Below are 15,465 nucleotides of genomic sequence, written 5' to 3'. Positions count from 1 at the left end.
TTATTAATATTATTTTAATGGAAGCAAATTTCCTGTCAGGATAGCTAAACAAAAAAAATAAGGAACTCCCAAATTAATGAAAGTTCCGTTTATTTAAGTTGTTATAATATATCTTTCTTTTTCAAACCTTTAATCATGGCTGTAAAAATCGGGTTGATTTTTACTTAGCTACTCGTAATTGAACGATTAAAATAAAATTCACTTATTGCGAACAAATTGTTCATTTGGAATTAGCTCCTTTTCATTAGAAAAAAGCTTTGCTATAGTTTATCTCAATTGATTATGATTAATTAAACAAAAATATGCTCAACTTTAGGTGTGTTAACTCAGCAAAAATGTTGTTATATCAACACCCTAAGCTTCTATTCACCTAAATCTACATTGTGGTAAACACGTTGAACATCTTCTATATCTTCAAGAACGTCTAACATTTTTTCGAACTTTGCAAGACCATCTTCTGGAAGAGTTATATCACTTTGCGCTAACATTGTTAATTCAGCTACTGTAAACTCAGTAATACCTACATTTTTAAACGCTTCTTGAATTGCATAGAATTGATCTTGATCAGCATAAACAATAACAGCATCATCTTCTTCTAAAATATCGCGAACATCAACATCCGCTTCCATTAAGATTTCAAGCACTTCATCAGAAGTTTTACCTTCAAGTCCAATTACAGCCGTTGCATCGAACATATATGATACTGAACCTGTTACCCCAAGGTTACCACCGTTTTTGCTAAATGCAGCACGAACCTCTGCAGCTGTACGGTTTACATTATTAGTAAGCGCATCAACAATTACCATTGATCCATTTGGTCCGAAACCTTCGTAACGAAGTTCATCAAAACTTTCTTCAGAACCACCTTTTGCTTTTTCAATCGCACGATCAACAATATGCTTTGGTACACTATAAGTTTTCGCACGCTCTAGTACAACTTTTAATGCTTGGTTTGATTCTGGATCCGGCTCACCTTGCTTCGCTGCTACATATATTTCACGTCCAAACTTTGCATAAATACGACTAGTATTTGCATCTTTTGAAGCTTTCTTCTCTTTAATATTGTTCCATTTACGACCCATCTTGTTCCACTCTCTTTCAACTTTAAATCTACGATTAATTTACTATGTATTTGACTTTCGCCAAACATTTACCATTTAATATTATACCTCATTTACACTTTTTTTCGAAATTAATCGTAACTAAAAATTAGTGGAAATAAAAAAACATTACTTCTTATTTTGAAGTAATGCCCTAATTTTTATATAACCTTTACTTTTATCAAATAAGTAAAATAATTATTCCCCTTCCAAATACCTTTTACTTCATATATTCTTTCCCCTTTTTTAGATCCAAGTTGGAAAGAGTAACTTCCGTAATTATCTAAATTATGGTCATAAATATATGTTTTTTTAGTCCCACTACGCTCTATTATTTCCACATTTTCGGGTTGTTCCGAAAAATAAATCTTTAGAAGCTCTCCTTCGAATGCTGGAATAGCTACTTCTTCTTTAAGATTTTTATATGTACCATTTGTTGATTTATCTTTATCTAATAATTTTCCCCACGAATAATTTGCTATTTTATAAGGGATTGTTTTATCTGCTAACTCAAATTTAACTTCCGGTTTTTCATCTTTAGACAAAATAGCTTGGTTAATAATGATCGAAATCGTAAAGATTGCCACTAAATATATGATCCCTTTTTTAAACATCGAACTTCCGCTCCATATTTTTTCATTTAATAAGTTTAATGTAATCTATTTCTATTAAATTGTATATTGGGAAAATTCTGTACTTTTTGTAAATGTTTCATCAATTAATTTATACTATTCACTTTATTAAAATAAGATAATTTTTAACATATTTATCATAGAAATAACAAAAATTAAGGTAATATGGTGGGAGAAGTAAAAGAAAGGATTGATAAAATGTTTAACAATAATCCAGAATATTGGATCTCTAAACTTGAACTAGAAGCACATCCAGAAGGGGGATATTACAAATCTACCTATCAATCAAAGGAGCAAATATCTGATCGTGAATTAACCGTAAATTATGATGATCATAGATTACTTTATACTAGTATATATTTTTTGCTACAATCACATGATATTTCTCATTTTCACAGATTAAAGTCTGACGAATTATGGTATTTCCATGCAGGCAGTTCATTAACGATTCATGTTATTCATGAGAATGGTCAATACGAAGAAATAAAATTAGGACTTAATTTAGAAAGTGGAGAAGTGCCTCAATATTTAGTACCTAAAAATTCAATTTTCGGTTCATCAGTTATGGAAGAAAATACTTTTTCCTTAGTTGGCTGCATGGTTTCACCTGGATTTGATTTTAAAGACTTTGAATTATTTACTCAAGAGCAATTACATAATAAATACCCTGAACATAAAGAGATTATTAATAAATTAGCTTATAAGGTTCTTCCTTATTAGGTCTAAATAAAGAAAGTGAGCTAAAAGCTCACTTTCTTTTTTTGGGGGAATAGGGAAACAACTAACTCAGAATTAAGGTAATCTTTTTTAATCGTATTGTTAATATATCGTCATTTTGATTTTAATTGTTGGTTCTAGCTATTTCTGGCTATTTCATATTTAAATAACTAGTACTCACGAATCCTTTTTTACCATTGTAAGAAACAATTGCCCAATTATAATCAATTTGAGTTTTCCCTGCAGTTTGATAGCCAAGGAAGCTGACTTTTGCACCTTTTGGAATTACCGTAAGAATTTTATTTTTTGTACTAGGACCGCTACGTAAATTTAAATTAGATTTTGTTGTAACAGTAGTTGGTACTTTTTGTAAGTACTTAGTACTTACATAAGCTATACCATTTTTAGTTGTTGTTGTTTTAATTTGTGCCCAGCTAGCATTATAGTATTTTACAATCTCAATTTGATCTTTCTTTCTTAAAGTGTCTACTACTTTTGAACTTGTATTTGGAGCACTTCGTACGTTTAATACACTTGCAGTTACCTCATATACACTAATCGGAGCATTTAAAACCGCTGCACTAACATGTGTCGGCTGTGCTACTACACCATTTGAAAATAATAATGCACCGGATAAGGCCATCGTTGATACAAAAGCTTTTAATAATTTTTTCTTCATTATAAATTCCTCCTCTCGCTTTACATCTCAATAATATTGAATTAATGTTTCAAAATTAGTCATGAGATGTATCCAAATTGTAAACTTTTCAATTGTACTGATCGGATACATCTAACAGGAATAATTTGCATATCCTTCCAATTTTGTGGACATTCTAAATTTTGTATTTGTATGAATGGAGGCAATTATGGATAATCAAGCGAACAATGAAGAAGTATTGACGAATCGGCAAGGCCATCCAATAACTGATAATCAAAATGTAAGAACTGTTGGTAATCGAGGACCAACAACTTTAGAAAACTATGACTTTCTTGAAAAAATATCTCATTTTGACCGTGAACGAATTCCAGAACGCGTTGTGCATGCTCGTGGAGCCGGAGCGCAAGGATATTTTGAGGCATATGGAAAAGTAGGCGATCACGCAATTTCTAAGTATACTAGAGCAAAATTATTTCAAGAAAAGGGAAAAAAAACACCTGTGTATGTTCGATTTTCCACAGTTGTAGGTGGTGGACATTCTCCTGAAACTTTACGTGATCCACGTGGTTTTGCTACAAAGTTTTATACTGAAGATGGGAATTGGGATTTAGTCGGTAATAATTTGAAAATCTTTTTTATTCGTGATCCTTTAAAATTTCCAGATATGGTTCACTCATTTAAACCAGATCCAGTAACAAATCTTCCTGATCCTGAAAGAATGTTTGACTTTCTTCATCTAACACCAGAATCTACTCATATGGTTACATTTCTCTTTTCACCATGGGGAATTCCAGCTAACTATCGACAAATGCAAGGGTCCGGTGTTAATACATATAAGTGGGTAAACAAAGATGGCGAGGCAGTTCTCATTAAATACCATTGGGAACCGCTAAAACATGGAATAAAAAATCTATCGCAACATGAAGCAGATGAAATCCAATCTACAAATTATAATCATGCAACTCAAGACCTTTACGAGGCTATTGAGAAAGGCGAATATCCAGAATGGGAATTATGTGTACAGATCATGAGTGATGATGAGCATCCAGAGCTTGATTTTGATCCACTTGATCCTACAAAACTATGGGATCCAGAAAAGTTTCCTTTTTTACCAGTTGGAAAAATGGTATTAAACAAAAATCCAGAAAACTATTTTGCAGAAGTTGAACAAATAGCATTTGGGACAGGTGTAATAGTTGATGGACTTGATTTTTCAGATGATAAATTACTTCAGGGTCGTACTTTTTCGTACTCAGATACACAACGATATCGAGTTGGAACAAATTACTTACAACTACCAGTTAATTCACCAAAAAATCATGTAGCAACAAATCAACGTGATGGACAAATGGAATATAAAGTTGACGCAGCGCCAGGTCAAAACCCACATGTAAACTATGAACCTTCATCACTAGGTGGATTAAAAGAAGCACCAAAGGATGGAAAAGATCATGAACCTGCGTACAATAATAAGTTAGTACGACAAAAAATAGATCGACCTAACGACTTTATCCAAGCTGGTAATACTTACCGTGCTTTCGACGAAACTGAAAAAAGTGAACTAATTTCAAATTTAGTAAATGCACTAAAAGTATGTAAGCCTCATATTCAAGAAGCGATGGTCGGTTATTTTACAAAAGCCGATGAAGAATACGGACGCAGAGTGCGCGAAGGTTTAGAAAAAGCAAATCGTAATCGAACTGAACACACTAGTACGGAAGCAGCTGATGCAGCGTCTGACAACGCCAAAAATATGGGTCATGAATCGGATCGATATTAAAAGTATAAATTGGGATAGGCAGTAGCCTATCCTTTTTAGCGTAATAGTTTATTATCAAAAATACGAACAAAATATTAGATAAAGTTAAAAGAACATTATCTGAATATTACGACTCAATATTCACAATTAAAAGAAAACAGTTTAAAATAAGTTTGTAAGGACAATGATGATACATATGAAATTATTTGAAAGTGAGCTGATACTTAAATGAATAATGTGACTAAGTTTAATATTTTCAAACCAGCAAAAGACATATTTGAGGCATTTGTTGATCCAACTAAAATAGGTAACTTTTGGTTTTCTTCTAGCTCTGAACGATGGGAAGAAGGAAAAGTCATTACTTTAAAATACGATCTTTACAATGCAGAAGGCAAAATAAAGATCATCGAAGTTGATGAAAATAAAAAGATTGTGTTTGCTTGGGGACCTACAGAAGAAGGAAATATCGTAACGATCACATTAAATGAACAGGATCAAGATAACACAATTATTGAAGTGGTGGAAGAAGGCTTTAGTGAAAGCAACCCAGAATATGTTCATCATTTAATCGATAATAAAGAAGGCTGGGTATTCATGCTTAGCTGTTTAAAATGTTATTTAGAATTTGGTGTAACTAAGTTAAGAGGCGGATTAGTGAAATAATTTTAAAGTAATACGGTATTCTATGGGGGGATCTCATCAGTTAGGTTAACTAACTCTTGGGTGCCCCCTTTTTAATTGTAAATAGAATGTAAGTTGAAATACGTAGTTGAGGTATTTCAGCTTACATTTTTAATTGAAGTTTCTCCAATTTTATTTGCGATTCTCGTATTTTAATTGCAGTTCGCTGTTTATTTGAATCATTTCACCATTTATTTGCACCGTTGGACACGTTATTTGCAGCTCTATTAAACTTATTTGCAGCGACAGAATTTATTTACGATACTCAGACTTTAATAGTCTCTACTCTTTTTTGTTTTTTAATTAAAAAGTGTAGCTAAAACTCTTAAGAAGAATATTAGCTACACTTATACAATTTAACTAAATTTTTTCAAGCCTTCTTCAAGAAGTCCAACTGCAAACTCTAGTTCACTTTTTGTAACAATTAAAGGTGGATGCCAAGTGATGCAGTTGCCTTCGGATAGCTTAAATGAAAGCCCATTATTTAAACAGAAATATAGAATTTTTTCGGCTAATTCATCGTTTTTTTCCTTTGTATCACGAGACTTGACTAACTCAATAGAGATTAACAATCCGGCAACTCGAATATCTCCAATCTGTTCATACTGTTCATAAAGTTGAACTAGCTTAGTTTTTACGAATCCGGATTGTACTCGACAATTCTCTTCCAAGTTGTAGTCATCTATATACTCAATTGTTGAACAAATCGCTGCACAGCCTAATGCTGGTTTCTCAAAAGTATAATGTCCAAGCGATATTTCTTCGGCAACATCGTATTTTGTGCGAGTTAGTACAGCCGCTTGAGGTATAACTGCTCCACCTAATCCTTTTCCAAGAACTAAAATGTCAGGCTCGATTTCAAAGTTTTGATGAACATAAAATGCTCCACTTCTCATTAAGGCTGTCGGTACTTCATCAAATATTAATAGGATGCCATGTCGATCACATATTTCTCTTAATCTCTTAAAATAAGACTTTGGAGGGATATGTGTATCAGTTGCCCGAATTGGTTCTAATAAGATTGCTCCAATTTCTCCTTCATGCTCAATCATATATTCAATATGGTCTAAGCAAAAATTTGCTACGTCTTCATGTGAGTCACTTTTTAATAGATTACGATATCCATTAAAGGGAATTGCTTTTAATGTACCGGGCATAAGAGGGCCTATATCCTTTTTAAAAACATATTCCCCTCCAACTGCAATCGCATCTAATCCAGCACCATGGAATGATTCCCACATCGAAATGACTTTATGACGCCCAGTCACCTTTCGCGCAATTTTAAGAGCTAATCCGACAGCTGCACTTCCAGATGGAGTAAATAGAACCTTGTAATCTTTTGAAGTTGTTTTATTTACTAATGCGTTAGCTGCCTTAATGACAATCTCAGATGTAAATCTTCTTGGAATAAATGGGAGTTCATCAACTTGCCTTTTGATTGCTTCAACTACATATGGATTTTTATAGCCAACTTGATGTGAACTATTTCCATGAAAGTCTAAATATTTCTTCCCATTCACATCAATTAGATAACTTCCTATAGCGTCGACTATCCCATTAAGACAGGGCGTAGACATTGATTGTCTTACAAATACCCTCTCATCCTCTTGAATGACTTCTCTACTAATTTGATTTAATTGGTCCATCCATTCCGTGCGAAGAGGGCTTGAGTTAATGTCACCTTCTCTTTTCAAATGAGTGCTTAACATGTTACCTTCTTACCGCCGCCTACAATAAAATCATTAATTTTTTCAATTAACATAGGTAATTCACTCATCGATTTAATTGTGAAATCTGCTCCATTTTCTCTAAATGATTGTTCAGTTTTTGAAATAATCGCTTCTTTCTCACTATCTGTTAAGTTATTAAACTCTTCTAAACTAAGTCCCATTTCTGAACTTCCGATAATGACGCCGACAGACCAAACACCTGCATTAATACCTTCTTTAATATCCGAAATTGTATCGCCTACTTTCACAACTTTCCATGGAGCAGTTAGCTTTAATGCTTCCATGTTTCGGTAAATCATATAAGGGTAAGGTCGACCAAATGAATTTGTTTCATCAGGTGTAATATAGAAGTCTGGATAATAGCCTTTCGTCTCAGCATTTGGAACGACTACATCCATCATTTTATTTGTGTAGCCAGTTGTTGAACCTATTTTAAGACCTTTATTCCTTAATTCCTGTACTACTTCGACGACTCCAGGAATCGGATCTGCATAATCAGATAGCGAAGCCATTAGAGCTGGCTCAAAATTTGCATACAGAATATTTACATCTTGTTCATTGAATGGTCTCTCATATTTCTCGATCCAAAGATTAGAAATTCTAGGCATTGAAAGCATTTCACGAATATGATCGATTTTTAACATCCCCATTGGCGCTCGTGCTTCTTCCATCGTTACTTCAATTCCTGCATTTTTAAAAATATCGATAAACACATTTACTGGTGCAAAACATCCGAAATCTACAGTTGTTCCTGCCCAATCTAAAATAATTCCTTCAACTTTATTCATTTTGTCACCACTCCCATATATTCTTCGATAATATTACATAAACTTTGGATGTCTTCTTCATAAATTTCTCCAATATTTCCTACACGGAATGTATCAGCATCAGTTAGCTTACCAGGATAGATAACATATCCTTTTTCCTTTATGAAGTAATAGAATTTTTCAAAGCTAAACTGTTCACTTGGAAATAAGAAGGTTGTAATAATTGGCGATTGGTTTTCCTCTGCAATATAAGCATGAATGTTAACTTCTTTCAGTCTCTTTCTTAACAAGAGGTTATTATTTTGATAACGAGCAAATCTAGCTGAAATACCACCTTCTTCAATTAATTCATCAATCGCTTTTGAAAATGCTGCAACAACATGTGTCGGAGAAGTGAATCTCCATTTTCCATCTTTGTCCATTTCCTTCCATTGATCGAATAAATCTAAAGATAAACTTCGAGCAACTCCCTCACATTGAACAAGCTTATCTAGTTTTGCTATAACAAACCCAAATCCTGGTACACCTTGAATACATTTATTCGCACTACTAATTAAGTAATCAATTTCCAGTTGTTGTACGTCAATTTCAATACCACCAAAGCTGCTCATCGCATCAATAATAAGCGTCTTACTATATTCTTTTGAAAGTTCGGCCACCATTTCAATTGGATTTAAAATACCAGTTGTTGTTTCGCAATGAACCATTACGATGTGAGTAATGGTTTGATCTTTTTCAATAATGTCCCTTAACTCTTCTTCTTTAGGTAGTTCATCATATGCAATGCTATATTGAACGAAATTAAGTCCAATATACTTAGCCATTTTTACTATTCGTTCACCATAAGCTCCGTTCGTTACAATCAATACTTTGTCATTTTTTGAGATTGTTGAACTAATAACTGATTCAACTGCAAACGTACCACTACCTTGCATTAAAACAACTGTATAATCTACTTCTGATGCATTTGCTAACTCTAAAAGTTGAGTTCTAATTTTTTGTGTAATGTCTTTATAATCTTGATCCCAAGTACATCGGTCAAAGAGCATTTCTTCTTTGACCGTACTTGTAGTTGTTAATGGGCCTGGTGTTAGTAATTTATAGTTTTTCATAGTCTTTCATCCCCTTGGAAATTATTTTGCAGCATTAAAGAACTGTTGGTGCTCTTCTAATAATTTAACTGTTAATGGTTGACTAAATTTCATAGAATGAGCTGGTTTATGCTCGTCGCTAACAGTTTCACCTTTGTATAAAGCAACTGGGTAATTTTTGATTAAATCTTTACGAGCATCTTTAATAATTACTTCCGCCATTTTCATCGCTAATTCATTTGATTTCTTATCTTTTTTAACAACTGCAACTGATTCAGTAAGTGAGAAGTTTCCTTCTGTTGGATCTACATAGTCAATTGGTAATCCTGATTTTTTATCTAATACTGCTTGATGACGTAATCCAATACCCGCTGCAACCTCACCAGCTTCTACTTTCTTAATTGGACCTGAACCTGAGCTCTCTAAATGTGGACCACAGTTTGTGATTAAATCATGTAAAATTGTTTTACCTTCTACTTCTCCATACTGAGTAATAATTGCTTGAATTAATAACCATCCAGTTGAAGAATCCATAATATTTGGAATTGATACTAAGCCTTTAAATTCTGGTTTTGCTAAATCTTTAATTGAAGTCGGCATTGGTAAGCCTTTTTCTTTCATTACTTTTGTATTTACAAAGATTGATCCTGTATTAGCTAAAATTGGTGTATAAAATGTAGGGTATTTCTCAAGTGAATTTGTTTTAAACGTTAAGTCTTCAAACATATTGTGTTTTTCTTGAGCACTATCTAAGAAATATGAACTCATTGTTACTAAGTTCGCTTCGATTTTGTCACCTTCTGCCATTAGTTTTCCACCTAATTCAGAAGTTCCAAAAGTTTGGAACACATACTTTCCTTCATAACCTGCTTTCTTTAAAGCAGTTTCCATTGATGTAATGGCTTCTTCATCACCATTCGTATAAATAACAACTTTTCCTGAGGCATTTGTTTTTGAACTATTACATGCAGTTAATGAAAAAACTAAACATAAGGCTAACAACGACAAGATAATTCCTTTAAATTTCTTAAACATAAAATAACCCCACTTATTTTTATTTTTTATAAATCATTGATTATCCCTGAATAACACTTTTTCGTTGGAAATAGTCACAGATCAATTTGACGATTAAATTCGTGAAAAAGATTAATAGAGATAATACAAATATTTCATCGTATTTTTGGAAATGCTGAAGTTCTTTAATTTTGCTTGCAACCAATGAAGTTTCAGCAGTTATTAAGAAAATGATCCCACTTACCGTTACCATTGAATTGATAAAATAGTAACTAATCATTTCAAAAACTGTTGATTTAGAGTTTGGTAAAACAACTCTGTAAATTGTTTTAAACCATGAATCCCCCATTAATTCTCCAGTAGTCTCCCAACCAGGATTCATTTTTGATAATGAGTTTTTCGCTAATAGATATGGTGTAGTAAAGAAATGAACAATATTGCAAAGAATGATAATTGCAAATGTTCCTTTTAAACTACTATTATTGAAAAATAGTAAATACGATAAACCTAAAACCATTCCTGGAACAGTATTTGTTAGCATCGAAACTAAATCAATGACTAACTTAGATTTACTTTTTATAGCTGTTCGCACATTTAATAGTGCCGAGCTATATGCAACAAGGGTTCCTAGTATTGCTGTTACAACTGAAACATATAACGAGTTTTTATAAACTCCAATTAAATCACTAGATTGAAAAGCATCTACGAAATGTTGTAGCGTAAAAGTTAATTTAAATGGATAACTAATAAAAAATGGAATGATGAACATTACTGCAAATACTGACAGGATTCCAACTAAAATGATTGTAGAAATGATCCCGAAACAAATATCTCGTACTTTATTGGAAAGCATTTCAACGTTTGTAAACTTGTCGTAATGAAAATTGAATTTTTCAAGATAGTTTAGTAATAAAACGCCAAATACAGCTGGAACTAGCATTAATACTGCAATTACTGCACCATTATTAAAATTAGGAATTGATCCAAGCATAACTTGATATAACTGCGTAGCTACAACGTAATATGTACCACCTACTGAAGCTGGAATACCGTAATCTGTAAAGCTTAAAATAAAGGAAAGAACAAAAGCTCCACCAAGCGTTCCAAGTAATGGGCGAATAATTGCATTTTTGAAGCTTCTAAATGGACCGTCACCCATCAGTTCAGAAACAACCATAAATTTTTTATCAATATATTTAAAAGAATTATTAATTAATAGGAATGCTGCTGGTAATGTATAAATGACGTATCCAATTAACAATCCATTAAACCCATAAATTTCAAATAAGTTTTTTCCTAGTAGTTTTGTTATTAAACCTTGTTGACCAAACGAATAAATGATCGCGAATCCATAAGTGATCGTTGGAAGCAACATTGGTATGAGAATAACGATTTTCATAAATCCTTTTAAAGGTTGGATCAATTTAGTACAGTTAATTGAATATGCCAGAATAAAAGCTAAGAAAGTACTAATACAAGCTGTAATCGTAGAAACTTTTATACTATTTCCAATTGCTTGTATTAAGGTTTTGTCTGACAAGATTGTTAAATAGTTATTTATCCCAAAACCATGATCCGTTTCGAACGAGCGATAAAATAATATGATTAATGGTAGTAATAGAAATGAGACAAATAATAGTAATATTGCTAAATAAATAACTCGCATTTCCGGCTTTACTTTATGCATATTTCTCACCAAATAAGTTGTAAATATTATGTCTCTTAATTTGAAGCTGTTTTAAAATAAACTCTTCAACAAATCGATTACTTGGTTGGTTTATGATTTCACTTGGCGTTCCAAATTGTGAAATTTCACCTTCATTAATAATTAAAATTTTATCTGATAAAGTTAAAGCTTCTTCTGGATCATGTGTAACGATAATCGTAGTTAGTTTAAATTCTCTTGCGATCGATTTAATTCGTTCTTTAATTGATTCTTTTATGACACCATCTAGTGCACTTAACGGTTCATCTAATAGTAAAATTTTTGGCTTCGTTACTAATGTTCTTGCAAGTGCAACTCTTTGTTTCTGCCCCCCAGATAGCTCTCCTATTTTCTTATTTAAATGGGGTTTTAATTCTAAGAAGTCAATATATTCCTGTAATTCTTGATCCGATACAAGACCTTTCTTATTTCTTAATCCATAAACAATGTTTTCATATGAATTCAAGTTAGGAAAAAGTGCATAATCTTGGAAAACAATATTGAATCCTCTATTTTTCATTGGTGTTTTTGTAATATCTACATCATTGAATATTATTTGACCTTGATCCATTTGCGTTAGACCGAGAATTAAATTTAATAAAGTAGTTTTACCACTTCCACTTGGTCCTAATAATGAGACGATTTCTCCAGTTTTAATTTCAAGATTTATATCTGTTAATACGACTTTTTTATCAAACTGTTTGCTAACATTTTGTAGTTTCAGCAAACTGCCACCCCCTTAAGTACAAACTTAGTATAAAATTCATATGTAAATCCAATTAGCTTTTTAAGTAAATAATATGTAAATTATCAGTAAGTTTTGCATAATTCATGCGCATATTTACATTTAATTAACCAAACATTTGCATACCTACTATTGATAATCTGCATTCGTTTCATTAAACTGAAAGCAAGTCTTAATAAATACTGAATGGGTGAGGTTATGTTTCCACTTGAAAGACAAAATAAAATAATCGATTTATTAAAATCAAATAATGTTTTAAAAATAACTGAGCTAACTGAAGCTCTAAATATATCTACTGATACTTTACGAAGAGATTTAAATCTACTTGAAAAACAAGGTAAAATAGAGAAAATATATGGTGGTGCGAAAATAGCTGAATCGAAGTTTTTTGAATCATCTATGGAAGAAAGAATGGTAAGTCACCTAGAGGAAAAAGAAAAGATTGCAAAGAAATGCACTGAACATATTGAAGATGGAGATTGTATCTATTTAGATAGTGGCTCTACTACACTCCAAATTGCGAAATATATTAAAGATAAAAAGAATTTAACAGTCGTTACGAATTCGATCCCAATCATCAATGAGCTAATGAATAGCTCAATTGAATTGATCATAATCGGTGGTAAAATTAGACGAAATGAACAATCGGTTGTTACGTACGATTACTTATTTAATTTTAATGAATTAAATATTCTAAAGTCGTTTATATGCGCGAGTGGAATTACCATTGAAAAAGGAATTTCCGATTATAATTTAGAAGAGGCTATTACAAGGAAGAAAATAATTGAGTTATCCAACCTTAATTATGTAGCAGCTGACAGCACAAAATTCGGTAAGAACGTCACTGTTCATATAGCACCGCTTGAAAAAATTGATTATATCATTACGGATTCTCATATAAATAAAAGTTTTATTTCTAAATTTAATAAGACAAATACAAATCTGGTAATTGCAGAATAGATAAAAGCAGGAGGGTTCCCAATTTTAAGGGAACCCTCCTGCTTTCATTTATAAGATAAGTAGTGTTGAATACAATCAGGGAGGGCTGCAAATAAGTCGTAGAAAAGTGCAAATAAACAGCTGGGTGCAATTAAATTCCGAGAATCGCAATTAAAAATGGCAAAACCGCAATTAAATTACAAGAATCGTAATTAAAATTGGGAAAACTGCAACTAAATTACTCGAAACAGCAATTAAAATAAAAAATTACCCATACCAGTAAAGGTGTTATGACCTAAAACTTATAGAAATCAGGTACTTTCAAAAATAGAAAATTACCAATTTGCTCTAATTCTTTCTATATCGAATAAAAAATTGATAAAACCCGCTAATCATCCATAAAGGTGAGCGATAATATCAATTACAAATGACTAACACCGCTAGGATACCCCACAGCTACGTATATTAACAGCCTTCAGATCTTAAAACTGTTCAAATAAAAAAGGGATTCCATCTGTCAGCCTCTGTGACTAATGGAACCCCCATATTCTACCTTTTTCAACATACTCTCTTAGAATCTTTTTCAAAAAATCTAGTTTCATATTGTCCAGCTACGATGTAATTTTCATTTTCATTGCAGATTCTCCAGCCATGACCTTTTACGTAATCGCACGGAACAATTAATTGATTTTCTAAGTATACCCTTGAAACGGTGCTATAGCCTGAATCATTTTGACTGGAGGTTGTGTACACGATTCCATTATGCGCACTAATATCTAAATAACTTCCATTGCTTTTTGTACTGTAGCATTGATTCCAACGACAGTTTTCTTGGTAAAGACTTTTGATAGGTAAGTATTCTACAACTCCATCGCTTCCCCTACATGAACCACTGACCGTAACGAATAGTCCATTATTTACTAGCATCGATGAAATCATTTTATCAGACTCCGCTTTCACTCTTATGAAATTATATGTGCGTAAGTCTAACATCCAAATTCCACCATCAGTTGGATGAATTTTTGTACCAATAAATAACCTACTGCCATGTAAGCATAAAGAGCGTATGGATGGTGGTTTACTTACTTTAAATAGAGAAATGATTTTCCAAGTTTCACCAAAGTTTGTTGATATGTAAATTACTTTATCTCCATGTGCTACGACCAGTCCGTTCGAATTACAACATACACTCCATATACTTGCTTTTGTAGGAAACTGCTTGATGATCCAGTCTTTACCTTCATTTAGACTCTTAATAAACAGCCCGTTATCTCCAACACCATATACAATTCGTCCTACACTTTTCAGATCACGAATTTGATTTTTTATTAATGGAAAGTTGTAAGTCCTGTTTCCATCATAATCGATGATCATTCCATTATTTACAGTAGCTATAATCGTACTACCATTTTCAGTTCTTGTTACTGCTGTAGAACTGAACATGTTATTCATACAGTTCCCTCAAATTGATCTTCAAACTGGCTAATATAGTTAATTGCAAATGTAACACAACGATCAATGTCTTCTTCCGTTTCCGGTGCTAATTCTACTTTTAATCCTTCCTCTATTATTTCAGCACCACATTCTTTTAATCTCTCTTCTAATAGATCTACTGCAGCGCAAAACTTAGGATAAGCATGATCACCCGATCCAAATACCGCAGCTTTTTTACCAGTTAAATTTAAGGTTTCAATGTCATCGTAAAAATCTTCTACTTCGTACGGAAGCTCTCCGTCTCCCCATGTATAAGCCCCTAATATGATTCCATCAAATTCTAATAATTTCTGGGTGTTGATATTTTCAATTTCTTTCATCTCTATATCATGGCCCATTGTATCTATACTTGATTTAATTAACTCAGCTATTTCCTCTGTGTTACCTGACATACTCGCAAAAGCGATTAAAATTTTAGCCATTCTACTCTCTC

14 protein-coding genes and 1 pseudogene are annotated in these 15,465 nt (G+C 32.6%); 4 read left to right on the top strand and 11 right to left on the bottom strand.

All coding sequences use genetic code 11. The features are described 5' to 3' along the window. Window positions 1–362: 362 nt before the first annotated feature. Complete coding sequence (locus ACFWM3_RS19055; RefSeq protein WP_390312482.1) at window positions 363–1,082, bottom strand: YebC/PmpR family DNA-binding transcriptional regulator; 720 nt, start codon at window positions 1,080–1,082, stop codon at window positions 363–365. Between the two features lie 179 nt (window positions 1,083–1,261). Beyond that, window positions 1,262–1,714, bottom strand: coding sequence for a hypothetical protein (locus ACFWM3_RS19050; RefSeq protein ID WP_390312481.1), 453 nt, complete (start codon window positions 1,712–1,714; stop codon window positions 1,262–1,264). Between the two features lie 216 nt (window positions 1,715–1,930). Here ACFWM3_RS19050 and ACFWM3_RS19045 point away from each other — a divergent pair, with 216 nt between their 5' ends. After that, window positions 1,931–2,452: a cupin domain-containing protein gene (locus tag ACFWM3_RS19045; RefSeq protein WP_056472096.1), complete on the top strand. Its 522-nt coding sequence runs from the start codon at window positions 1,931–1,933 to the stop codon at window positions 2,450–2,452. A 148-nt stretch (window positions 2,453–2,600) separates the two neighbouring features. Here ACFWM3_RS19045 and ACFWM3_RS19040 read toward each other — a convergent pair whose 3' ends face one another. Further along, a complete protein-coding gene (locus ACFWM3_RS19040; protein ID WP_335408546.1) occupies window positions 2,601–3,128 on the bottom strand; it encodes an SH3 domain-containing protein in 528 nt (175 codons plus the stop codon). A 205-nt stretch (window positions 3,129–3,333) separates the two neighbouring features. On the opposite strand from ACFWM3_RS19040, the pseudogene ACFWM3_RS19035 reads away from it, so the two are divergent. Both ACFWM3_RS19035 and ACFWM3_RS19030 read left to right on the top strand, forming a co-directional pair. Further along, a pseudogene (locus ACFWM3_RS19035) lies at window positions 3,334–4,887 on the top strand (catalase); the annotation flags it as partial. Between the two features lie 207 nt (window positions 4,888–5,094). After that, complete coding sequence (locus tag ACFWM3_RS19030) at window positions 5,095–5,529, top strand: SRPBCC domain-containing protein (protein ID WP_056471725.1); 435 nt, start codon at window positions 5,095–5,097, stop codon at window positions 5,527–5,529. A 374-nt stretch (window positions 5,530–5,903) separates the two neighbouring features. Here the strand turns inward: ACFWM3_RS19030 and pbfA are convergent, their stop codons facing one another. Genes pbfA through ACFWM3_RS19000 form a run of 6 tightly spaced genes read right to left on the bottom strand, consistent with a single transcriptional unit; the run spans window position 5,904 to window position 12,581 of the window. Continuing rightward, the gene (pbfA, locus tag ACFWM3_RS19025; protein ID WP_390312480.1) at window positions 5,904–7,256 is read right to left on the bottom strand and encodes a (R)-1-hydroxy-2-aminoethylphosphonate ammonia-lyase; all 1,353 of its coding nucleotides are present in this window, start codon (window positions 7,254–7,256) and stop codon (window positions 5,904–5,906) included. Further along, on the bottom strand, window positions 7,250–8,065 hold the full coding sequence (phnX, locus tag ACFWM3_RS19020) for a phosphonoacetaldehyde hydrolase (protein ID WP_390312479.1): 816 nt from the start codon (window positions 8,063–8,065) through the stop codon (window positions 7,250–7,252). The genes pbfA and phnX overlap by 7 nt, the downstream gene beginning before the upstream one ends. After that, window positions 8,062–9,156, bottom strand: a complete 1,095-nt coding sequence (locus tag ACFWM3_RS19015; protein WP_390312478.1) for a 2-aminoethylphosphonate--pyruvate transaminase — start codon at window positions 9,154–9,156, stop codon at window positions 8,062–8,064. Before ACFWM3_RS19015 ends, phnX begins: the two co-directional genes overlap by 4 nt. A gap of 21 nt (window positions 9,157–9,177) precedes the next feature. Then, window positions 9,178–10,170 (bottom strand): extracellular solute-binding protein, encoded by a 993-nt coding sequence (locus ACFWM3_RS19010; RefSeq protein ID WP_390312477.1) that lies wholly within the window; start codon window positions 10,168–10,170, stop codon window positions 9,178–9,180. Window positions 10,171–10,210: 40 nt separating this feature from the next. Continuing rightward, window positions 10,211–11,836 carry an ABC transporter permease subunit gene (locus ACFWM3_RS19005; protein WP_390312476.1) on the bottom strand — a complete coding sequence of 542 codons (1,626 nt, stop codon included), beginning with the start codon at window positions 11,834–11,836 and terminating at the stop codon, window positions 10,211–10,213. Beyond that, window positions 11,829–12,581, bottom strand: coding sequence for an ABC transporter ATP-binding protein (locus tag ACFWM3_RS19000; protein ID WP_390312475.1), 753 nt, complete (start codon window positions 12,579–12,581; stop codon window positions 11,829–11,831). Before ACFWM3_RS19000 ends, ACFWM3_RS19005 begins: the two co-directional genes overlap by 8 nt. A 216-nt stretch (window positions 12,582–12,797) precedes the next feature. Here ACFWM3_RS19000 and ACFWM3_RS18995 point away from each other — a divergent pair, with 216 nt between their 5' ends. After that, window positions 12,798–13,559, top strand: a complete 762-nt coding sequence (locus ACFWM3_RS18995) for a DeoR/GlpR family DNA-binding transcription regulator (protein WP_390312474.1) — start codon at window positions 12,798–12,800, stop codon at window positions 13,557–13,559. Between the two features lie 537 nt (window positions 13,560–14,096). On the opposite strand, the gene ACFWM3_RS18990 is transcribed toward ACFWM3_RS18995, so the two are convergent. Together ACFWM3_RS18990 and ACFWM3_RS18985 are read right to left on the bottom strand one after the other, a co-directional pair. Continuing rightward, a complete protein-coding gene (locus ACFWM3_RS18990) occupies window positions 14,097–14,990 on the bottom strand; it encodes a WD40/YVTN/BNR-like repeat-containing protein (protein WP_390312473.1) in 894 nt (297 codons plus the stop codon). Then, the gene (locus tag ACFWM3_RS18985; RefSeq protein ID WP_056471699.1) at window positions 14,987–15,454 is read right to left on the bottom strand and encodes a flavodoxin; all 468 of its coding nucleotides are present in this window, start codon (window positions 15,452–15,454) and stop codon (window positions 14,987–14,989) included. The genes ACFWM3_RS18990 and ACFWM3_RS18985 overlap by 4 nt, the downstream gene beginning before the upstream one ends. Between the last annotated feature and the right edge of the window lie 11 nt (window positions 15,455–15,465).

It is taken from the genome of Gottfriedia sp. NPDC058432 (assembly GCF_042721555.1).
Taxonomy (GTDB): Bacteria; Bacillota; Bacilli; order Bacillales; family Bacillaceae_G; genus Gottfriedia.
Note: the sequence above shows the minus strand (reverse complement) of the source record. Positions and strands in the feature narration are given on the sequence as shown.

Bases quoted from the DNA above. Each gene is read 5' to 3' on its own strand.
- ACFWM3_RS19055 (WP_390312482.1), bottom strand. From the start codon at position 1,082: ATGGGTCGTAAATGGAACAATATTAAAGAGAAGAAAGCTTCAAAAGAT.
- ACFWM3_RS19050 (WP_390312481.1), bottom strand. From the start codon at position 1,714: ATGTTTAAAAAAGGGATCATATATTTAGTGGCAATCTTTACGATTTCG.
- ACFWM3_RS19045 (WP_056472096.1), top strand. From the start codon at position 1,931: ATGTTTAACAATAATCCAGAATATTGGATCTCTAAACTTGAACTAGAA.
- ACFWM3_RS19040 (WP_335408546.1), bottom strand. From the start codon at position 3,128: ATGAAGAAAAAATTATTAAAAGCTTTTGTATCAACGATGGCCTTATCC.
- ACFWM3_RS19030 (WP_056471725.1), top strand. From the start codon at position 5,095: ATGAATAATGTGACTAAGTTTAATATTTTCAAACCAGCAAAAGACATA.
- pbfA (WP_390312480.1), bottom strand. From the start codon at position 7,256: ATGTTAAGCACTCATTTGAAAAGAGAAGGTGACATTAACTCAAGCCCT.
- phnX (WP_390312479.1), bottom strand. From the start codon at position 8,065: ATGAATAAAGTTGAAGGAATTATTTTAGATTGGGCAGGAACAACTGTA.
- ACFWM3_RS19015 (WP_390312478.1), bottom strand. From the start codon at position 9,156: ATGAAAAACTATAAATTACTAACACCAGGCCCATTAACAACTACAAGT.
- ACFWM3_RS19010 (WP_390312477.1), bottom strand. From the start codon at position 10,170: ATGTTTAAGAAATTTAAAGGAATTATCTTGTCGTTGTTAGCCTTATGT.
- ACFWM3_RS19005 (WP_390312476.1), bottom strand. From the start codon at position 11,836: ATGCATAAAGTAAAGCCGGAAATGCGAGTTATTTATTTAGCAATATTA.
- ACFWM3_RS18995 (WP_390312474.1), top strand. From the start codon at position 12,798: ATGTTTCCACTTGAAAGACAAAATAAAATAATCGATTTATTAAAATCA.
- ACFWM3_RS18990 (WP_390312473.1), bottom strand. From the start codon at position 14,990: ATGAATAACATGTTCAGTTCTACAGCAGTAACAAGAACTGAAAATGGT.
- ACFWM3_RS18985 (WP_056471699.1), bottom strand. From the start codon at position 15,454: ATGGCTAAAATTTTAATCGCTTTTGCGAGTATGTCAGGTAACACAGAG.